Origin of the sequence: Amycolatopsis sp. WAC 04197 (genome assembly GCF_003947475.1) — a bacterium.
Classification (GTDB): Bacteria; Actinomycetota; Actinomycetes; order Mycobacteriales; family Pseudonocardiaceae; genus Amycolatopsis; species Amycolatopsis japonica.
In genome coordinates this window covers 32288-51542 of sequence record NZ_QHJK01000006.1, presented here as the reverse complement: position 1 = coordinate 51542, position 19255 = coordinate 32288, and the positions used below count along the sequence as shown (strand labels likewise).

Here is a 19255-nt window from a genome sequence, read left to right as displayed (position 1 = left end):
GATTTTCGCGGCCGGCGCGAAGAATTGACGTGTCCAAGCGGTCGAGTGAAGCCGTGGTGTGATTGGCCCTTGTGTTCGACTGGTGGGATCCCGACGTCAAAGGGCCTGTCTGACGCTTCGCAATCGATCGATTACCTAGTGCCAATAGGGACAATGGTGTCCGGACAACGGACGCCGAGTAAGGGGTGGCGGCCCTGTTCCCGCTTTGGAGACGGAGGCTCTTCCTCCTGTTCGCCGCGGGTTCGGCGGCGAATATTTTCCGGAGTTGATCCGTTCAGGTGATGCGCTGACGCGAACTGATCACTCGTGTTAGCCTGCCGCTGGTTGCTCGCGAGGGTCTGGCGTTTCGGATGTGAAGTCCGCGTCATCTGGGGAAGCGAAACAACCGCGGTGCGACATTTCCTTCTTCGCCACGGGTCTGTTCGGACCCGTGGTATCGAGTGGTCCTGGGGGTCGGGTGAAAGCGATTCATGGTTTCGTCGAGACCATTGCCGCTGAGCGGAAACTTCGTCGTGGCCTGCGTAAAGAATTTGTCAAGTTCGGGATCGACGGGCCGGTCGAAATGTCCGAACTCTGCCGCCGCATCGGGGAAAGCCGAGGTCGGCCGATCAAACTCATCGCGTTCCCGATGGAGGTTCCCGGCCCGTGTGGAGCGTGGCTGAGCGCGTCTTCCGGCGACTACATCGTCTTCCAGTCGGAGACCACCCGAATTCACCAAGAGCACATCATCGCGCATGAGCTGGGTCATATCCTGTCCGGCCACCAGGCCGAACCGGATGAAGAGGAAATATGGTCCAGGTTCATGCCCGACCTCGACCCGGGGGTAATTCGCAGGCTGTTGAAAAGAACGCAGTACGACTCGGTCAGGGAGCGGGAGGCCGAGACGATCGCCACCCTCCTGCTCGAACGGTCCGTGGTCGTCCGGCAGCTCGCCGGGCCGGGTTCGTCGCGGACCAGGCGGATGCGGCACGCCCTCGACGAGGCGCGGGGCTGGCTGTGAGCCTGGCCAAGGAGTTCGTGATCGCGGCGCTGGTGTGGTTCTCCTTCCGGCTGGCTCGATCGCCGCGCGACCCGGCGATCTGGGCGCTGGTCGGCTGCCTGGTGCTGCGGTTGCTGACCGCGCCGTCGAGCATGGTGGCGCTGCACGAATTCACCGGCGGGGCGCTCGACGTCGCCACCTTCCGCCTGGTCCAGACGATCGCGCTCGACGCCAGCCTGTTCTGCCTGCTGGTCTTCTTCCTGCTCTCCGCCGGCGGCTCACGGCGGCGGGTGACCCTCGACGCCGGGCTGCTGACGCTGGTCTGCGCGGCCTTGGCGGTGGCGATGTTCGTGGTCCCGGCCGCGTCCCGCGAGCAGGCCTTCGGGGTCGGCGCGGCGCTGCCGTCGGTGGTGACGGAACCGGGGGTGGCGTTCTTCTACCTGGTCGACGCGGCTTACAGCACCTATGCGACGGTGCAGGCGGCGAGCTGGGCCCTGCGCGACGCCGCGGGAAACCCGCTCCGGGTCCGCTGGGGACTGCGGATCGCCGCCTGCGGCCTGATCGTGCTCGCGGTGACCTCGGTCGCGCGGTTCGGCACGATTCTCGTGCGCTGGTCCGGTGGCGACGTGCCCTCGGCCGTCCCGGTCGTGACGGCCGTGCTGGTCCACCTGGGAATCATCCTGTTCATGGCCGGGATCACCCTGGTCGGGGTGCTCGCCGTGGTCGCCGCGGCCCGGCTGTGGCTGCGGCACCGGCGGCGGTACGAGGATCTGCGTCCCTTGTGGGGGCAGCTCCACGACGTCTTCCCCGGCGACGCGCTGTACGCCGGGCAGCGGCACGGGTGGCTGGAGGAACTCGCGTTCTGGCGGATGCACCGCAGGTACTGGCGGAGAGTCGTCGAGATCCGCGACGGACTGGTCCGGCTGAGCCCGTACCTGGCCGACAGTGGTTTCGTCGAAGGCCGGGAACGGGTTTCGCCCGAGGTCTTCCGCGAGGCCCTGGCGCGATTGCGTGCGGGGGAGCGGCCGACGTCGCGCACCGCGGTGGCGGTGGCCCGCCCGGAAGGGCTGGACATCGAGGCCGATGTCGGGGCGCTCGTCACGCTGTCGAAGACCCTGCGCGCCTGATCGTCCGTTTTTTCCTCAGTTGTACGGAACCAGGAGCGACTCATTCACGTCAGTTGATGAAAGGGAGGTGGCCGCCTATACTCCGGTACTCGGGGGGACCTGCACCGCCATACGGCAGCGCGGCACGGGTTCGTGAGGAACTCGGCGGTGTTCTTGGGAGGCAGCATGTCCCGGCAGGACGAACCAGGCCGAAGCCTGGCCGAAAAACTCGACCACCTCTTCGCGCACGTCACCCGGCGCAACGGCAGCGAATTCACCTACGAAGAGGTCGCGTCCGCGATCACCGCCGAAGGTGTGACGATCTCCCAGAGCTACGTTTGGCAGCTGCGCAAGGGAAAGAAGGACAACCCGACGCTCAAGCACCTGCAGGGGCTGGCCGATTTCTTCGGCGTCCCGGTCACGTACTTCTTCAACGAGGGCGTGAGCGATCGGGTGGACCGCCAGCTGGAGTACCTGCGCGCGGAGCAGGCGCGGTTGCGTGAGCTGGCCGACACCGACGAGGTCCGGCTGATGGCCATGCGCGCGGGCGAGCTCACGACCGACCGCCGCGAGCTGGTGAAGAACCTGCTGGACGTCGTCTGGCGGGATCAGCAGGCCATGCGGGAGCGTGGGTCCAAACAGGACTGACGCCTCCGGCGTCGCCGAATGTGCTTGTCGTGTCTGGGTTTTCGGTTCGTCCACAGTGGCCGTCCACTGAGAAAAACGGACGAACCTCTCATTTGTTCTCTTGGGTCGACACGATAGGGTGAAGTCCTCTAGGCTCCTCGGCAAGAGTTCCTGTGTGGAACGGACGACGTCGGTTCGCCACCGGACTCCACATTGCGGGTTTGCCATGGGGGCGACGAAGAATGCACGTGAAATCACCGAGCAGAGCGGACGGCGACGTCCGTGCGGGGGCGTACCCCCGCGCGGAGCTGCTGGTCCTGCGAGACTTCTTGAAGGAAACCGAACAGGGAAACGCCGTCGCGGCGGTGGTCACCGGGACCGCCGCGAGCGGGAAAAGTGAACTCCTGCACGCATTCGGGCAACAATGCGCTGAAGCGGAAGCAACGGTATTGAGCGCGCTTTGCGTGGAAGCGGAGAAGGATCTTCCGTTGACCGCGCTGTTCCAGCTTTTCCGCGGCCCGGCACTGCCGGAAGACCTGCGCGCGAAGGCCACGGATCTGCTCACGCGAGCCGAGCGGACGGGGCTGACCGGGCGGCCCAGCACGCACCTGATGCTCGACCTGCTGGAGCTCGTACGCGAGCTCGCCGCGCGCCGCCCGGTCGTGGTGCTCGTCGACGACTTCCACCATGTGGACACCCCGTCGTTGCACTGGCTGATGTTCCTCATGCGCCGCATGCGCACGATGAACGTGCTCATAGTGCTGACGGAGTCGTTGTCCGCCAAGCAGACGTTGCCCTTGCTGGGCGCCGAGTACCTCCGGCTCCCGCACTGCCGCCGGATCCGGCTGAAGCCGCTGGGCCGCGACGAGGTGGCCCGGTTCGTCCCGCCCGGTCAGGACGACACCCTGGTACAGGGCCTGCACGAGCTCAGCGGCGGGAATCCGTTGCTGGCACAGGCACTCCTCGAAGATCTCCGTGCCTCGGGCGTACCCCTCGCGCCCGAGACCCGGCCGATCCCCGGGGATCACTACTGCCAGGCGGTGGCGGCGTGTCTCCAGCGCGGTGACCAGGACACCCGGACCCTCGCCGGGGTCCTCGCGGTGCTGGGCAAGGGCGAAACGGTCTGCCTCGCCGTCCGGGTGGCCGGGATGGACCAGCGCACCGCCGGCCGCGCGATCACCCTCCTGCACCAGGTCGGTCTGCTCGACGCCGGCCGGTTCCGGCATCCGATGACGGTGACCGCGGTGCTGGCCGACGTCCCGGTCCCGGAACGCGCTCGGCTGCACGAACGTGCCGCCGTGCTCCTGCACCACGACGGCGCCAGTGCGCTCGAGGTCGCCCGCCACCTCGTCGCGGCCGACCGGGCCGAGCGGCCGTGGGCGGTGCCGGTGCTGCGCACCGCGGCCGAACTGGCCAAAGTGGACAACCAGACCTCGTTCGCGGTCCAATGCCTGAAACTGGCCTGCCGGTCGTGCGGGGACGAAGCGCTCGAGGTCGAGATGGTGACCCAGCTCGCCGGTCTGGAATGGCGGAACAATCCGGCCATCGGCGCCGTGCACACCGACCACCTCTACGAGATCTTCCTCGCCGGGCGACTCCCGGTACGGGCCGCCGCCATCCTGGTGCGGTTCCTGCTGTGGCACGGCCGCACCGCGGAAGCGGGCGAGGTGCTCGACAAACTCGCCGTCATGGAGCCTTCGGCCGACGATCGCACCGAAGCGGAACTGCGCATCACCCGGCTGTTCATCCTCTGTTCCTATCCCGTTCTGCGCGACAAGCTGCCCGTCCCGGCCGTGAAGGACCGCGTTCCCGCGCAATCCTTCGACCCCAACGTCCAGGCCGCGATGGCGTTGAGCCGGATCGTCACCAACGGCCCGGACGACGACGCCATCGCCTCGGCCGAGAACGTGCTGAAGAGCATCCAACTCGGCGACACGATGGTCGAGTCCGTGCGCAGCGCGCTGTTCGCGCTCATCTACGCCGACCGCCTCGACAAGGCGGTGCCGTGGTGTGAGCTGCTGCAGCAGGAGGCCGCCGACTGCGACGCGCCCAGTTGGCAAGCGGTGTTCGCGGCGGCGAGGGCGGAAATGGCGCTGCGCCAGGGAGATCTGGTGACGGCGGAGAAGCAGGCCAAGGCGGCCCTGACGTTCATCACGCCGCAGAGCTGGGGTGTGGCCGTCGGAGTCCCGCTGGCGACGCTGTGCCTCGCCGCCGTCGGGATGGGCAAATTCGAGGAGGCGGCCGCGCATATCAACCAGCCGGTGCCCGCCTCGATGCTGCAGACCCGGTTCGGCCTGCACTACCTGCGCGCCCGCGGCAGGCTCTACCTGGAGACCGACCGGGTGCACGCGGCGCTCGGCGACTTCGTCCTCTGCGGGGAACTCAGCAAGAGCTGGGATTTCGACCTACCGGTGCTGGTGCCGTGGCGCGGTGACACGGCCGAGGCGTACCTCCGGCTCGGCATGCCGGAGAAGGCCAAGTCTCTTTTGGACGAACAACTCGCGAAGCTCGCCGGCTCGACATCGCATGTGCGGGGAATCTCGTTGCGGCTCAAGGCTAAGATCGCGGAACCGCAGAAGCGGCCCGAATTGCTGCGTGAAGCGGTGAAGATCTTCCAGGCGGGCGGTATCCGCCTCGAACTCGCCCGCGCGCTCGGCGATCTCAGCCGCGCGCACTACACCCTCGCCGAGTCGGGCCGGGCGCGCACGGTGGCCCGCCAAGCGTGGCACATCGCGAAGGGTTGCCACGCCGAGGTGATCTGCCGGGATCTGCGTCTCGACGGAACGGCCGACGAGGGGAAGCCGGTCTCCACCACGGCGGACATCGCCGCGTCGGGCGTCGAACGCGAGCTCATCGAATCGCTGAGCGAGGCCGAACGACGGGTCGCCGGGCTGGCCTCCCTCGGGCACACGAACCGGGCGATCGCGAGCAAGCTCTACATCACGGTGAGCACGGTCGAACAGCATCTGACCCGTGTCTATCGCAAGCTGGACGTCAACCGGCGCCGGGATCTCCCGTCGTGGCTCCAGGTCTCGGTCGTCAACAGCGCCTGAACGTGAACGACGAAGGTCTCCTTACCCCGCGAGGTAAGGAGACCTTCGTCGTTTCGTCTACTTGACGGCGGTCACGGCCGCCATCGTGCCCGCCCACCAGTAGGTGCAGTCGGCGGGCGGCTTCAGGCCGCGGACGACCTCCACCCGGAACGAGCTGAAATGGTCGAGCAGGGCACGCTGGTGCGCCCGGCTCAGTGAGTCGATTTCGTTGGTGTAGTAGGAGAAGACGCCGCCGGGGCGAAGGTGGGCGGCGGCGTGCTCGAAGAATTCGGCGGCCAGCACGATGGCCTTCGGGCCCAAGGTCCTGGCGAATTCCCGTTCATCGGTCGGGTAGGTGTCGTAAAGGATCGCGTCGTACTGGCCGAGGCCGCCGAGCACGTCCTGCCAGGCGCCGAGTTCCAGCCGGATATCGCGATCCGGCCACTGGGAACGCCATTTCTCGAACTCGGCCTTCACCTCGGAGTTGATTTCGATCAGGGTGTGCGACCGGACGCCGGCGTCCTGGACGTAGGTAGCCGAAATGCCCATCCCGAAACCGACTTCGAGCAGATCGCCGCCGTTCGCCGCGGCGTTTTCCGCCAGCACCTTCATCAGCGGCCGCTCCCAGTTCTGCATCACCTGCTGGCCCTGGATGAGCAGCTGCGTCGGATCGCTGTAGTCCGCGGTGCTGTCCTGCCAGTTCCGGCGGATCAGTGGCCGGTGCGAGCCTTCGACGAATTCCTGCTGGATGGTGTCGAGGTGTTCCAGATCGCTCGCGAACTCGAACACCGCGCGGCCGAGAAGGAGGTTGCGCTGGCCGGGCCCCTTGGCCCGCAGGAAGTCGTCCCTGACCGGGTCGACCGTTATCTTGAATTCCTTGAAGTTCCGTTGCATTCTGGTATATCTCCTACGGTCACGCGAGTTCCTTTCACCCTCACGGTATCGGTGATCTTGGTGTCGTGCCGAAATGCAGGGGGTGACTTGACCACTGAACGGCACTGACGTCGGGAATAGGGGTTCGCGAATAGGGGGTGAACTTCTCCGCACGGGCGGTTTCCCCATGATAGGAACTTCACATGCCGGGGGAAACGAAGAACCAGGAAACCGACGGACGCGGCGCGCGCACGCGCTCCCTCGTCTCGCTGATCGCCGACGTCACCGTGCCGGTCGTCGTCTACTACGTACTGCTCGCCTTCGGGTGGAGCAGCGGCTCCGCCTTGGTGGCGGCCACGGTCGCCATCGGCGTCCTCGTGCTCGCCGTCGCGGTGAAGGAACGCAAGGTCGACGGCTTCGGGGTGTTCGTCCTCGTCGTCTGCGCGGTGACCCTGCTGGTCTCCCTGGTGAGCGGGGACGAACGCCTGCTGCTGGCCAAGGATCCCTTCACCAGCGGCCTGGCCGGGATCGCCTTCCTCGGCAGCTTCGCCTTCGGGAAACCGGTGACCTTCTTCATCTCCCGCCGGATCCGGGCGCTGACCCCGGCTCGGCGCGCGGGCTGGGACCGGCTGTACGACACGGAACCCGAGTTCCGCAAACTGCACCGGGTCTCGACCGCGGGCTGGGGCGTGGTCCTGGTCGCCGAGTCCGCCGCGCGGCTCGTCCTGATCTACCTGCTGCCCGCGTCGGTGATGGTCGGCCTGTCCACCGCGATCGAACTGACCGCGATCACCGGTGTGGTCGCGTGGACCGTCTGGTACCGGCGACGCTCCGCCGGCCGCGGCCTGGAAAAGGCGCTTCACACGGCGGATACCGCGCCCGCCGGTGTCTAAAATGGACTAGGGGCGAGTAGGGGAAAGTGAGGGGTTGGTCCCCGCCGGACCCCGTCGTACGTTTCGGTCGAGACAGTGTGGCCCCGATGACCAGGGAGATCCGCCACGATGACCGCAGCCGATTTCGCGCCCCCGCTGACCACTCTCTGCCCCGATTTCCCGTTCGCCTACGACGATTGGCTCGCGCATCCGGCCGGGCTCGGCGAACTGCCGCCGGACCGTCTCGGCCAGGAGGTCGCCGTCGTCGGCGGCGGGATAGCGGGTGTGGTCGCGGCCTACGAACTGCTGCGTCTCGGCTTGAAACCGGTGGTCTACGAAGCGGGCCAGATCGGCGGCCGGATGCGCTCGATCCCGTTGGCGGGTGAGGACGGCGCGGTCGCGGAGATGGGCGCGATGCGGTTCCCGCCCTCGGCCACCACCCTGTACCGGTACATCGACGAGGTCGGCCTGGAGACCAAGCCGTTCGCGAACCCGTTGTCCCGCAGCACTTCCACCACGGTGATCAACCTCGACGGCGTGACCTACCGCGCGCGGACCCCGGCGGATCTGCCGTCGGTCTTCCACGAGGTCGACGACGCCTGGCACAAGGCACTGCAGGAACTGGCCGATCTGTCCACCATGCGCGACGCCATCCGGATGCGCGACACCGCCATGGTGAAGGCGATCTGGAACCGGCTGTTGCCCGAACTGGACGACCAGTCCTTCTACGGTTTCCTGGCGCGGTCGACGGCGTTCGCCTCGTTCCGTCATCGCGAGATCTTCGGCCAGGTCGGCTTCGGCACCGGCGGCTGGGACACCGATTTCCCCAACTCCGTGCTGGAGATCCTCCGCGTCATCTACACCGGCGTCGAAGAGGGGCCGCGGCAGATCATCGGCGGTTGCCAGCAACTCCCGCGGCGGCTGTGGAACCACGCGCCCGCCTCGGCACGCTTCTGGCCGGCCGGGACGTCGGTCGCGTCGCTGCACGATGGATCGCCGCGTCCCGCCGTCCTCGGGTTGCGCCCGGCGGCGGACGGGTTCGCCGTCGAGGACGAGAACGGTGACGTGCGGACCTATCCGGCCGTGGTCTTCACCGCGCAGCACCGGGTGCTGCTCACCAAGATCGCCGGGGTGCGCCCGCTGCTGCCCGCGAACGTGTGGACCGCACTGGAACGTACGCACTACATGGGTGCTTCCAAGCTGTTCGTCCCGGTCGACCGGCCGTTCTGGCACGACGTCGATCCGCGCACCGGCGAGGAACTGATGGGGATGACCCTGACCGACCGGACCCCGCGCAGCGTCTACCTGTTCGACGACGGACCGGATTCGCCGGCCGCGCTGTGCCTTTCCTATACCTGGAACGACGATTCGCTCAAATTCGCCACACTCGGCCCGGCCGAGCGGCTCGAACTCGCGCTCGACGCGCTCGCCGACATCTATCCGGGCGTCGACATCCGCTCCCACATCACCGGCGACCCGGTCACCGTCACCTGGGAGAACGAGCCGAACTTCCAGGGCGCGTTCAAGGCGAACCTGCCGGGGCAGTATCGCTACCAGCGTCGCCTGTTCACCCATTTCCGGCAAGACGACCTTCCCGCCGCCCAGCGCGGCCTCTTCCTCGCCGGTGACGACATCTCGTGGATGGGCGGCTTCGCCGAAGGGGCGGTCACCAGCGCGCTCAACGCGGTGTGGGGGACGCTGCGCCATCTCGGCGGGGCCACCGACCCGCGCAATCCCGGACCCGGCGACGTCTTCGACCACATCGCGCCGATCGAACTGCCCGAGCCCTGAACGGGGCGAGGCCCGGTCCGGCGACTGGGGGATAGTCGACGGACCGGGCAGGCGAGACAGTGCTCAGCTCGCGTAACTGGGGGTTCGCTGAGCCTGCCTGAGTACCTTGGCCCGGTACACCCAGACCCCGGCGGTGCGGAAGATGACCATCGTCAGCGCCATGGTGACGAAGAAGGCGGAGACGCCGCCGGCGTCGATCCCGGTGTCCATCAGGAACTTGCCGAAGTCGGCCGCGAACGAGTGGCTGTGCTCCAGCGTGTAGACGAAGATGAGCCGTCCCACCAGGACGAACAGCCACAGTCCCAAGTAGACCCAGCCCGCCCTGGTGTAGACGGCGGATTTCTCCTGGTCCCACTCGACCTTCGTGCCCTTCAGCAATCCCCAGCCGATCAGGACACCCGCCGCGATGCCGACCAGGCCGGCCAGTGAGTTCGGCGTGGTCAGCTTGAGGTCGTAGAGGACCGCCCAGCCCACCAGCGCGCACGTGAAGAACGGCAGGATCAGGATGACCAGGTGGGCCTTGTGGCGACCGATGTGCGTGAACAGCACCAGCGCCAGCAGTACGCCGCTCAGGATGAGGGCGTTTCGCATGGCTTCACTCATTAGAACTCCTTCGAAAGACTCCCCATCCGGCAGTTCGATGCCGGTTGTCCCGAAATCTAGGGCGAACGGCCGCGCCGATCATCGGCGCGCGGGTGGGAATCCGGTTGGAGATCGGCGTCCACCTCGAGGTGGAGTGCCGTGTGGCGCGGACCGGTGAGGGCAGGAGATGATGCGGACATGGTCGAAGAAGTGCCCCCGGTCCGGATCGTGATCGCCGAAGACCAGGCGGCGGTACGCGAAGGGCTGGCCCTGCTGGTGGGGACGGTGGCGGGGATCACCGTGGTCGGCCAGGCACCCGACGGCGAGGTCGCCGTGCGGCTGGCCGGGGAACTGCGCCCGGACGTCGTGCTGATGGACCTCTCCATGCCCCGGTGCGACGGCGTCGAGGCGACCCGGCGGATCAAGGAACAGCATCCGGAGATCGAGGTCGTCGTGCTCACCACCTACGCCGACGACGACTGGGTGCTGCGCGCCTTGGAAGCCGGAGCGCTGGGATACCTGACGAAATCGGCGAACAAGCACGAAATCGGGCGCGCGGTGCACGCGGCCGCGGCGGGGCAGGCCCTGCTCGACCCGCGGGTGCAGCGGCGAGTGCTCGGCGCCGCCCTGTCGCCCGCGCCCGCTTCGGCGCCGCCGCCCGAGGACGACGCGAAGCTGACCAAGCGGGAAGCCCATGTGCTGACGCTGATCGCGGCGGGGCGCAGCAACAAGGAGATCGCCGCGGAACTGTTCGTCAGCGAGACGACGGTCAAGAGCCATATCAACCGGATCTTCGCCAAGACGGGGAGCCGGGATCGTGCTCAGGCGGTCCGTTATGCCTACCAAGCCGGTTACGTGCGGGACTAGCCCGGCACCCGCGCGGTGACGTCCCAGAACCGGCCGTCCGGACCGGTGACCAGGGTGCCGTCGACGAGTTCGATCCGTTCGCGCATCCCGGTCAGGCCGTAGCCCGGCGTGTGCCCGGGGTCCGGTGCGGCGGCGAGGGGGTTGCGGACGTGCAGCCGGACCTCGTCCGGCGGGTACTCCAGTTCGACGCTCACCGCCTCGCCCGCGGCGTGCTTGGCCGCGTTCGTCAGTGCCTCCCGGCAGATCCGCAGCAGCGCGATCGTCTGCGCCGACGGCAGATCGCGGTGCTCGCCCAGCATGGTGAACTCCGCCGGGGTGTCGTGTTCCCGGCCGAAGGTCCGCACCAGTTCGTTCAGCGCGTCCGGCAGGGCGCGGACGTCCTCGCGCAGCGCCGCCACGGCGTCCCGGACGTCGCTGAGCCCTTGGTCGGCGAGACTTCGCGAAAGCGCGAGCGAACGCAGGGCGCCTTCGGTGTCGTCCTCCTCCACCAGCAGCGTGTGCATCACCTCCAGCTGGACCCGCAGCGCGCCGAGGGAATGGGCGACGACGTCGTGGATCTCGCGGGCGATACGGGTGCGCTCGTCGAGCGTCGCGGCTCGGACGCCCCGGGTGTGCGCCAGCCGTTCCTGGTGCAGCAACCGTTCCGCCTGCGCGACCCTGGTCAGATGCCCGCGGCGGGTGAATCCGATGAGTACCACGATGACGACCGCGCCCAGCGCGCCCAGCCATGCCTCCGAAGGGCGGTGGCCGAGCAGGCTGGAGGCCACGATGGCGGCGGCGTCGAAGACCATCAGCGCGATGATCGCGACGGTGTCCGGCTCCAGCCGTGAGGCGAACGCGGCGAGGGTGATGCAGGTCATGATCACGGCGGTGCCGTCGGTGGCGGCGCCGGTGCCGAAGGCCGGGACCGCGCTCGCCGCGGCCAGCGGGAGCAGGGCGGCGCGGGGGAAGCGCTCGCTGATCCCGATCCACAGCAGCCAGCTCGCCGACGACACGGCGTAGAGCACCCACAGCCAGCCGGCGCCCGCCGGGACGGTCGCGGTCATCTGGGTGACGGCCAGCAGCGCCGTCCCGGCCGCGGGCGCGGCCCATCGCCAGCGACGTTCCTCGACCTCTTCGGACACTGCTTCGGTCATACGACGATCGTAGGGCCACCACGACTTTCCGCTCGCGGGCGATCATTCCGAGGGTGGAAATACCGTCACCGTTGGTAGGAGGTCGCTCTCTCGCGGTTGTTTCCGCAGGAAGCGTCCGGCTAGTGTTCGCCGAGGCGAAAGAAAGCGGTCTCTCCGACCCTCCGCCGAACAATTCCCATCCCTTTCGGAGGAATCCTGCGATGACCGCTCCAAGCGGCGATGCCGGGGACTGGGTCCGTGTTTTCCGGCCCGGAGGACCGTCGGTACCGCGTCTGATCTGCCTGCCCGACGCCGGTGCGGCCGCGAATGCGTTCTTCCCGCTTTCCGCCGCGCTCGCGCCGCGGATCGAGGTGCACGCGGTGCAATATCCGGGACGCCAGGATCGGGTCGCGGAACCGTGCGCCGAAGACATCGGAGAATTGGCCGACCGGGTCACCGGGGCGCTCGCGCTCTGGGAAGGCGCGCCGTTCGCGGTGTACGGCCACGGAATGGGCGCGGTCGTCGGTTTCGAGGTGGCCAGGCGGCTGGAGCAGGTGCTGACCGGGAGCCCGGTCGCGCTGATCGTGTCCGGCTGCCCGGCCCCGTCCCGGTCCGGCTCGCTCGGGCTCCACCTGCTGCCGGATCAGGACCTCGTGGCCGAGCTGTACTCGCTTCGCGACGCCGGCTCGCCTGGTGCGCGGGACGCGGAGCTGCTCAAGGCCACTTTCCCGGCCATCCGGGCCGATTTCCGGGCGCTGGCCGCTTACCGGCCGGAGCCCGCGCCCGCGCTGCGCTGTCCGGTCACGGTGCTCGTCGGCGACAGCGATCCGACGGTGTCCCTCGACGAGGCGCGCGCGTGGCACGAGTACACCACCGGCCCGTTCGATCTCCAGGTCTTCCCTGGCGGGCACGGTTTCCCGGAGGCTCGGCCCGAGGAGTTCGCCGAGGTGGTGACCGCCGCGGTCCTGCGGCGGTGAAGCGGCATCGTCGTCCGGCACCCGCTGTACCGATCGGCCGCACTCGCGTGATCACAGGCGGAACACCCGAGTGCGGCCTCCAATCACGCGAGTCACGTCCCTGATCACGCGAGTCACGCCTCCGCGCACGCCGCGCCCTGGGTGCCCAATCCGTGAAGGCCTCCTTGAGGGACCCAGAGTCCCTCAAGGAGGCCTTCACGGAACTTCGGTTCTAAGCCGCCGCTCACGACCCGCTGTACCAAGCGTGACGTCCGGGGTCAGCGCTGCGGGCTGCCGCCCGGGATCTTGGCGCCGCCGAGACGGGCGGACAGCACGAGCGTCATCGCCATCAGGTTCGCGCCCAGCGAGAGCAGGATGGTGCCGCCGCCGGAGGTCAGCGTCGCGCCGGCGAAATGCCCGATCACGCCGAGCACGCCGCGGACGAGCAGCAGGCCCACCCAGACGGCGAGTCCGAGCGCGCCGATCCGCTGGTAGACCTTGTCGCCGCGCCGCTGCAGCTGCGTCATCGCGCCCATCGCGGCGCCGCCGAGGAGCGAGACCAGCAGGCCCACCCCGAGGAAGACGATGTCGGTCACGCTGATGGTGGTGTCGAGATGCCGCATCTGGATGACCCCGATGGCGACCAGGGTGAGCGGCCCGCCCCAGATTTCCACGTTCTCCAGCGGCTTCCAGCTCATGCGCTGGTAGATCACGTAGACGACGACGGCGATGGCGACCGCGATGTTGATCAGCGTGCTGGTGTCCACTGCGCACTCTCCTCGGCTGTGGGCGACCTGTTCGTTCGGTATCGATCACGAGCGTAGGAGCAGGCACCCGGCGCGGCGACCAACCACGGGTTGACGTTCGGGTGGAATTCCCCGATCCACCCGAACCGGGGATCCGGCGATTAGGGGTGGGCACCGGTCGCTAGGGGTTGTTGGCGCTTCGAGGCCGATCCTACTGTCGGGTTCATCGGCCGGACCGCCGATTCCCGGCCCGATCGGCTCTCGCTTCCGAATCCCCTTTCCCGGAATTCGGAGCCGGATTTCGCCGACTGAAAGGTGTCTCACGTTGCATTCCTACCAAGTGGCCGTCGTCGGCGCCGGATACGTCGGGCTGACCACCGCGGCGTGTCTCGCCTCGCTCGGACACCGGGTCCGGTGCACCGATTCCGATCGCGGCAAATTGGCCCGGCTCCAGCGCGGTGAGGTCGACATCCTGGAAAAGGGCCTGCCCGGTCTGGTCGCCGAGGGAATCGCCGCCGGACGGCTCGGTTTCGTCGAATCGGCCGCGGAGGCCGTCGAGACCGCGGAAGCCGTGTTCCTTTGTGTACCCACCCCGATGGGCGAGGGCGGGATGGCCGATCTGTCGGCCGTCATCGACGTCGCGACCAAGGTCCGCGACGTGCTTTCGCCGGGTTGTGTGCTGGTGAACAAGTCGACCGTGCCGGTCGGGACCGCGGCCAGGGTCGCCGCGCTGCTCGGCCGGGACGACGTCGCGGTGGTGAGCAATCCGGAGTTCCTCCGCGAGGGCACCGCCGTCCACGACTTCCTCAACCCGGACCGGATCGTCGTCGGTTCCGACACCCGCGGCCCGGCGGAACGCGTCGCGGCGCTCTACGCCCGGCTCGGCGCCCCGACGGTGCTGACCGACGCGGCGAGCGCGGAGATGGTCAAGTACGCCGCCAACTGTTTCCTCGCCACGAAACTGTCCTATGTGAACGCCATCGCCGAACTGTGCGAGCGGCTCGACGCCGACATCGGCGACGTCACCGAAGGCATGGGTTACGACCGCCGGATCGGCCCGACGTTCCTCTCGCCGGGCCCGGGCTGGGGTGGTTCCTGCCTGCCCAAGGACACCATGGCGCTCAAGCAGGTCGCCGAGGTCGCGGGTTTCGAGTTCGGCCTGCTCGACGAGGTCATCTCCGGGAACGCGAAGCAGGCGTCCCGGGTGGTCGAACGGATCGCCGTGGCCTGCGGACTGGCCGCGGACGCGGATCTCACCGGCCTGCGGATCGGCCTGCTCGGCCTGACCTTCAAGGCGGGCACCAACGATCTCCGGGACTCCCCGGCACTGAGCGTCGCCCGGATCCTGGCCGAGCGCGGCGCGGAGCTGACCGGATACGACCCCGGCCTCACCGGCGCCGAACCGCCGATCCCCGGCGTCCGGGTCGTCGACGACCCCTACTACATCGCGAAGGACGCGCACGCGCTGGTCCTGCTGACCGATTGGCCGCAGTTCCGTGCCCTGGACTGGCCGCGGATCGCCGGCCTGCTCGAAGGACCGGTCGTCATCGACACCCGCAACCACCTCGACCCCGACGCGCTCAGCCGGTCCGGCATCGCCTGGCGCGGCTTCGGCAGGCCCCCGGTCGACCCGGTGCGCACGCCGTCCCTCGATCCCGTTCCCTGACCGTCCTCAAAGGACAGAAACGAAAGGTGGACCCCATGCGGGTTTTGTGCACCGTGACCGGCTCGCAGGGCCACGCACGGGCGGTGCTGCCCTTGGCCAGGGCGGCGGCGAAGGCGGGCCACGACGTCCTCGTCGTGACCCCGCCGGAACTGGCCGACGTCTTCGAACCCGGGCTCATGCGGATCGAACCGGTGCTTCCGGGCATGGTCGAGGCCATCGGCCGGATGGTGCAGGAACGTCAGGAGGCCGAAGCGGCCGGGACCCCGCGCCGGGTGCTCGACACGCGCGATCAGCTGATCGCGACCGCGAGCGGCCCGCACGTCACCACCGCCTACCAGAAGCTCTACCCGCTGGCCAAGGAGTTCCAGCCCGACATCGTGGTGCGTGACGGCGCGGAGCTGTCCGGCGCGCTGGTCGCCGAGCAGCTCGGCGTCCCGTACATCAGCGCGCCGTCGGGTGCGGGCAACCTGATCGACCCGGCTGGTCTGGTGGAGCCGCTGAACGAGCGCCGCCAGGAGCTGGGGCTCGCCGCCGAACCCGACGCCGCGATGGTGCACCGCTACGGCCGTTTCGACTGCCTGCCCGCCGACACCTCGTTCGCCGCCTTCGATCTGCCGACGCCGTTCACCTACCGGCAGCCGTCGGAGGTGGCCACCGGCGAGGTCCTGCCGCCGGAGATCGCCGCGCTGCCCGCGGACCGGCCGCTGGTGCTCGCCTCGGTCGGCACCGCGCTGCCCATGCTCGGCGCGTTCAAGGCGTTCGGCATCGACCCGCCGGAGGAGATGGAAGACCCCGACGTCACGGTGCGCGCCCTGATCGAAGGACTGTCCAGTGTGGACTGTTCGGCGGTGGTGGCGACGGCCGGGTTCCCGATCGGCGACGTCGAGGTCGGTGACAACGTGCTCGTCGTCGAACGGATGCCACAGCCGCTGCTGCTCGAATGCGCGCAGCTGTTCCTGACCCACGCCGGGTACAACAGCATCCGTGAGGCGTTGCGCGCCGGAGTGCCGATGGCCACGCTGCCGCAGTTCGGCGACCAGCCGCACAACGCGCGCCGTATCGAGGAGCTCGGGTTCGGCAAGCAGATCCCCGCCACCACACCGGAAGCGGTCGCCGAGACCTGCCGCGCGGTGCTGGCCGACACCCGGATCGCGGCCACCGTCGCGCGGGTCCAGCGGCGGAGCCTGACCATGCCGGGCGTGGAGTCCGCCGTGGCCCACCTCGAACAGCTCGCCGGCCGGGCCGCGGGAACGGAGTAGCGCGGTGCAGATCGACCACTACGTCAGCCAGCTGCTGGACGTGCTTTCCACGCGGCCGGACGAGATCGCGTTGCGCCACGGCGACGAAGCGCTGACTTCGGCGGAACTCGCGGCGGCCATCACCGGCGCCGCCGCCGCACTGCGCGACCGCGGGACCGGCGAGGGCGGGGTGGTGGCCCTGCTGACCGTGGGGAACAGCCCGGCGACGCTCATCGGCCGGTACGCCGCCAACCTGATCGGCGCGACCGTGGTGCACCTGCGCGGGATCAACGCCGCCGATCCGCTGGACGAACTCCCGGTCGCCACCCAGGTCGAGATCGTCGACGACACCGGCACCACGGTCCTGCTCACCGACGCGGCGAACCTCGACCGGGCCAGGAAGATCCGCGACGCCATGGCGGAACCGGCGGCGCTGGCGGCTTTCGGGGACTTCGGTGACGACGTCGCCGACATCACCGGGACCGCGAGCGAGGTCGAGCCGCGAGCCGAGGGCACCGCGGTGCTGACCTATACCAGCGGGACCACCGGCAGGCCCAAGGGCATCGGCCGCGGGTTCGGCGGACTGGGCGCGGTGGTCACCAAGGCCCGGCACATGACCGAACGCTGCACGATGCTGGTCACCACGCCGCTCAGTCATTCCGTCTCGTCCACAGTGGACGACGCGGTCGCCTCCGGCGGGATGATCGTCCTGCACGAAGGATTCGACGCCGGTGCCGTGCTCGAAGCCGTGGAACGCCACCGGGTCAACCGGGTCTACCTGGCCACCCCGCAGCTCTACGACCTGCTCGACCATCCGGCGCTGGGCACCACCGACCATTCCAGCCTGCGCGAGCTGTACTACGGCGGGAGCCCGGCCTCCCCGGTGCGGCTCTCCCGGGCCGCGGAGGTGTTCGGCGCGAAGCTGATCCAGATCTACGGCACCACCGAAAGCTGGGTGATCGCCGCGCTTTCGCCGGAAGAGCACCTGAAACCGGAACTGCTCACCACGGTCGGCAAGGCGGTCCCGTTCGTCCAGGTCGGCATCCGCGACCCGCATGTGCGGCACGAGCTGCCCGCCGGGAAGACCGGGGAGATCTGCGTCCGGTCGCCGATGATGATGGACGGCTACTGGAAGCGGCCCGACCTGACCTCGCGCGTCCTCATCGACGGCTGGCTGCACACCGGCGACGTCGGCTACCTCGACGAGAACGGCTACCTGTACCTGGTCGACCGGCTCGCCGACATGATCAAGACCAACGGCATCAAGGTGTACCCGGCCGAGGTCGAGAACGCGCTGCTGGCCCATCCGGACGTCGCGCAGGCCGCGGTGTTCGGGGTCGCCGACGAGGACAACGTCGAGTACATGCACGCGATCGCGGTGCCGCGACGGGGCAGGGACGTGGATCCCGCCGACCTGGCCGCGCATGTCGCGCGGGCGCTGTCACCGAGCCACGTGCCGGCGGAGATCCGGCTCCGCGCCGAGCTTCCGCTGACCGACGCGGGGAAGCCGGACAAGCTCCGCCTCCGCGAGGAGGCGAAACCCGCCACCAAGTCCAGCCACGCCAAGCCAGAGAGCGAGTTGACGTCATGACCACCTATCTGGAGTCCTTCCAGCGCACCCTGCAGGGCGAAGTGCTGCAGAAACGCGACTTCCTGGAGATCGGGCGGCAGGCGGGCCGGTTCCCGGCGGCCAGCCGGTACGAGGAGGCCGAAGCGGTCGCCGAGATCAACGTCTGGTGCAGCAACGACTATCTTGGCATGGGCCAGCACCCGGACGTGCTCTCCGCGATGAAGGAGGCCGTCGAGCGATTCGGCGCCGGGGCGGGCGGTTCGCGTAACATCGCGGGTACCAACCACTACCACGTGGCGCTGGAACGCGAACTGGCCGAACTGCACGGCAAAGAGGACGCGCTGCTGTTCACCTCCGGTTACACCGCCAACGACGGTTCGCTGACCGTGCTGGCGGGCCGCCCCGAGGACTGCATCGTTTTCTCCGACGAGAAGAACCACGCCTCCATCATCGACGGGCTGCGGCACAGCGGCGCGGAGAAGAAGATCTTCCGCCACAACGACGTCGCGCATCTGGCCGAGCTGCTCGCCGCCGCTCCGGCCGACCGGCCGAAGATGATCGTGTTCGAATCGGTCTACTCGATGAACGGCGACGTCGCCCCGCTGGCGGAATTCGCCGCGCTGGCGAAGCAGTACGACGCCATGACCTATGTGGACGAAGTGCACGCCGTCGGGATGTACGGTCCCGAAGGCGCCGGGATCGCCGCGCGCGAGGGGATCGCCGACGAGTTCACCGTCGTGATGGGCACGCTGGCGAAGGGCTTCGGCACCACCGGCGGGTACATCGCCGGGCCGGCCGCGCTGATCGACGCCGTGCGCACGCACTCGCGTTCGTTCATCTTCACCACCGCGCTGCCGCCCGCCGTGGCCGCCGGCGCGCTCGCCGCCGTCCGGCACCTGCGTTCGTCGGAGCGGGAGCGCGAGATCCTCGCCGACAACGCGCAGCTGCTGCACAAACTGCTCGCCGAACGCGGGATCCCGTTCCTTTCGGACGAGTCGCACATCGTGTCGATCCTGGTCGGCGACGACGCGCTGTGCAAGAAGGTGCACGAACTCCTGTTGCAGCGGCACGGGATCTACATCCAGTCGATCAACGCGCCGAGTGTCCCGTTCGGACAGGAGATCCTGCGCACGGCCCCGTCGGCGGTGCACACCGGCAGCGACGTGCAGAAGATGGTCGAGGCGCTGGACCAGATCTGGCTGGATCTCGGCCTGCCCCGCGGCTGAGAGGGGAGT

16 protein-coding genes are annotated in these 19255 nt (G+C 68.7%); 12 read left to right on the top strand and 4 right to left on the bottom strand.

Annotation, left to right across the window (positions count from 1 at the left end; all coding sequences use genetic code 11):
* The first annotated feature begins 457 nt into the window (after window positions 1-457).
* The 4 genes from DMC64_RS22385 to DMC64_RS22370 all read left to right on the top strand — a co-directional run bounded on the left by DMC64_RS22385 (window position 458) and on the right by DMC64_RS22370 (window position 5765).
* Window positions 458-1000, top strand: a complete 543-nt coding sequence (locus DMC64_RS22385; RefSeq protein WP_052121003.1) for a hypothetical protein — start codon at window positions 458-460, stop codon at window positions 998-1000.
* Complete coding sequence (locus tag DMC64_RS22380; RefSeq protein ID WP_125735145.1) at window positions 997-2106, top strand: MAB_1171c family putative transporter; 1110 nt, start codon at window positions 997-999, stop codon at window positions 2104-2106. Before DMC64_RS22385 ends, DMC64_RS22380 begins: the two co-directional genes overlap by 4 nt.
* Window positions 2107-2271: 165 nt before the next feature.
* Entirely contained in the window at window positions 2272-2733 is a 462-nt protein-coding gene (locus tag DMC64_RS22375; protein ID WP_037345104.1) for a helix-turn-helix domain-containing protein, read from the top strand.
* 227 nt (window positions 2734-2960) lie between these two features.
* Window positions 2961-5765, top strand: coding sequence for an AAA family ATPase (locus DMC64_RS22370; RefSeq protein WP_158634245.1), 2805 nt, complete (start codon window positions 2961-2963; stop codon window positions 5763-5765).
* Window positions 5766-5822: 57 nt separating this feature from the next.
* Here DMC64_RS22370 and DMC64_RS22365 read toward each other — a convergent pair whose 3' ends face one another.
* Window positions 5823-6638 (bottom strand): class I SAM-dependent methyltransferase, encoded by an 816-nt coding sequence (locus tag DMC64_RS22365; RefSeq protein ID WP_037345106.1) that lies wholly within the window; start codon window positions 6636-6638, stop codon window positions 5823-5825.
* Window positions 6639-6820: 182 nt separating this feature from the next.
* Here DMC64_RS22365 and DMC64_RS22360 point away from each other — a divergent pair, with 182 nt between their 5' ends.
* Window positions 6821-7510: a VC0807 family protein gene (locus DMC64_RS22360; protein WP_125735142.1), complete on the top strand. Its 690-nt coding sequence runs from the start codon at window positions 6821-6823 to the stop codon at window positions 7508-7510.
* Window positions 7511-7618: 108 nt separating this feature from the next.
* Window positions 7619-9280 (top strand): NAD(P)/FAD-dependent oxidoreductase, encoded by a 1662-nt coding sequence (locus DMC64_RS22355; RefSeq protein ID WP_125735141.1) that lies wholly within the window; start codon window positions 7619-7621, stop codon window positions 9278-9280.
* Between the two features lie 63 nt (window positions 9281-9343).
* On the opposite strand, the gene DMC64_RS22350 is transcribed toward DMC64_RS22355, so the two are convergent.
* A complete protein-coding gene (locus DMC64_RS22350; RefSeq protein WP_233629770.1) occupies window positions 9344-9871 on the bottom strand; it encodes a DUF1453 domain-containing protein in 528 nt (175 codons plus the stop codon).
* Between the two features lie 189 nt (window positions 9872-10060).
* Between DMC64_RS22350 and DMC64_RS22345 the strand changes: the two genes are divergently transcribed.
* Window positions 10061-10729, top strand: a complete 669-nt coding sequence (locus DMC64_RS22345) for a response regulator transcription factor (RefSeq protein ID WP_125735140.1) — start codon at window positions 10061-10063, stop codon at window positions 10727-10729.
* Here DMC64_RS22345 and DMC64_RS22340 read toward each other — a convergent pair.
* Window positions 10726-11865, bottom strand: coding sequence for a sensor histidine kinase (locus DMC64_RS22340; RefSeq protein WP_052121008.1), 1140 nt, complete (start codon window positions 11863-11865; stop codon window positions 10726-10728). The two genes, DMC64_RS22345 and DMC64_RS22340, sit on opposite strands and share 4 nt — an antisense overlap.
* Before the next feature lie 200 nt (window positions 11866-12065).
* Here DMC64_RS22340 and DMC64_RS22335 point away from each other — a divergent pair, with 200 nt between their 5' ends.
* Window positions 12066-12821, top strand: coding sequence for a thioesterase II family protein (locus DMC64_RS22335; protein WP_125735139.1), 756 nt, complete (start codon window positions 12066-12068; stop codon window positions 12819-12821).
* A 257-nt stretch (window positions 12822-13078) separates the two neighbouring features.
* Here the strand turns inward: DMC64_RS22335 and DMC64_RS22330 are convergent, their stop codons facing one another.
* On the bottom strand, window positions 13079-13567 hold the full coding sequence (locus DMC64_RS22330) for a DUF1453 family protein (protein WP_037345115.1): 489 nt from the start codon (window positions 13565-13567) through the stop codon (window positions 13079-13081).
* Between the two features lie 304 nt (window positions 13568-13871).
* On the opposite strand from DMC64_RS22330, the gene DMC64_RS22325 reads away from it, so the two are divergent.
* From DMC64_RS22325 to hemA, 4 genes are read left to right on the top strand one after another with little or no spacing between them, the layout of a single operon-like run.
* The gene (locus DMC64_RS22325) at window positions 13872-15212 is read left to right on the top strand and encodes a UDP-glucose/GDP-mannose dehydrogenase family protein (RefSeq protein WP_125735137.1); all 1341 of its coding nucleotides are present in this window, start codon (window positions 13872-13874) and stop codon (window positions 15210-15212) included.
* Between the two features lie 35 nt (window positions 15213-15247).
* The gene (locus DMC64_RS22320; protein ID WP_125735136.1) at window positions 15248-16471 is read left to right on the top strand and encodes a glycosyltransferase; all 1224 of its coding nucleotides are present in this window, start codon (window positions 15248-15250) and stop codon (window positions 16469-16471) included.
* Between the two features lie 4 nt (window positions 16472-16475).
* Window positions 16476-18041 (top strand): AMP-binding protein, encoded by a 1566-nt coding sequence (locus tag DMC64_RS22315; protein ID WP_125735135.1) that lies wholly within the window; start codon window positions 16476-16478, stop codon window positions 18039-18041.
* On the top strand, window positions 18038-19246 hold the full coding sequence (gene hemA / locus DMC64_RS22310) for a 5-aminolevulinate synthase (protein WP_038510795.1): 1209 nt from the start codon (window positions 18038-18040) through the stop codon (window positions 19244-19246). The genes DMC64_RS22315 and hemA overlap by 4 nt, the downstream gene beginning before the upstream one ends.
* Window positions 19247-19255 lie beyond the last annotated feature (9 nt).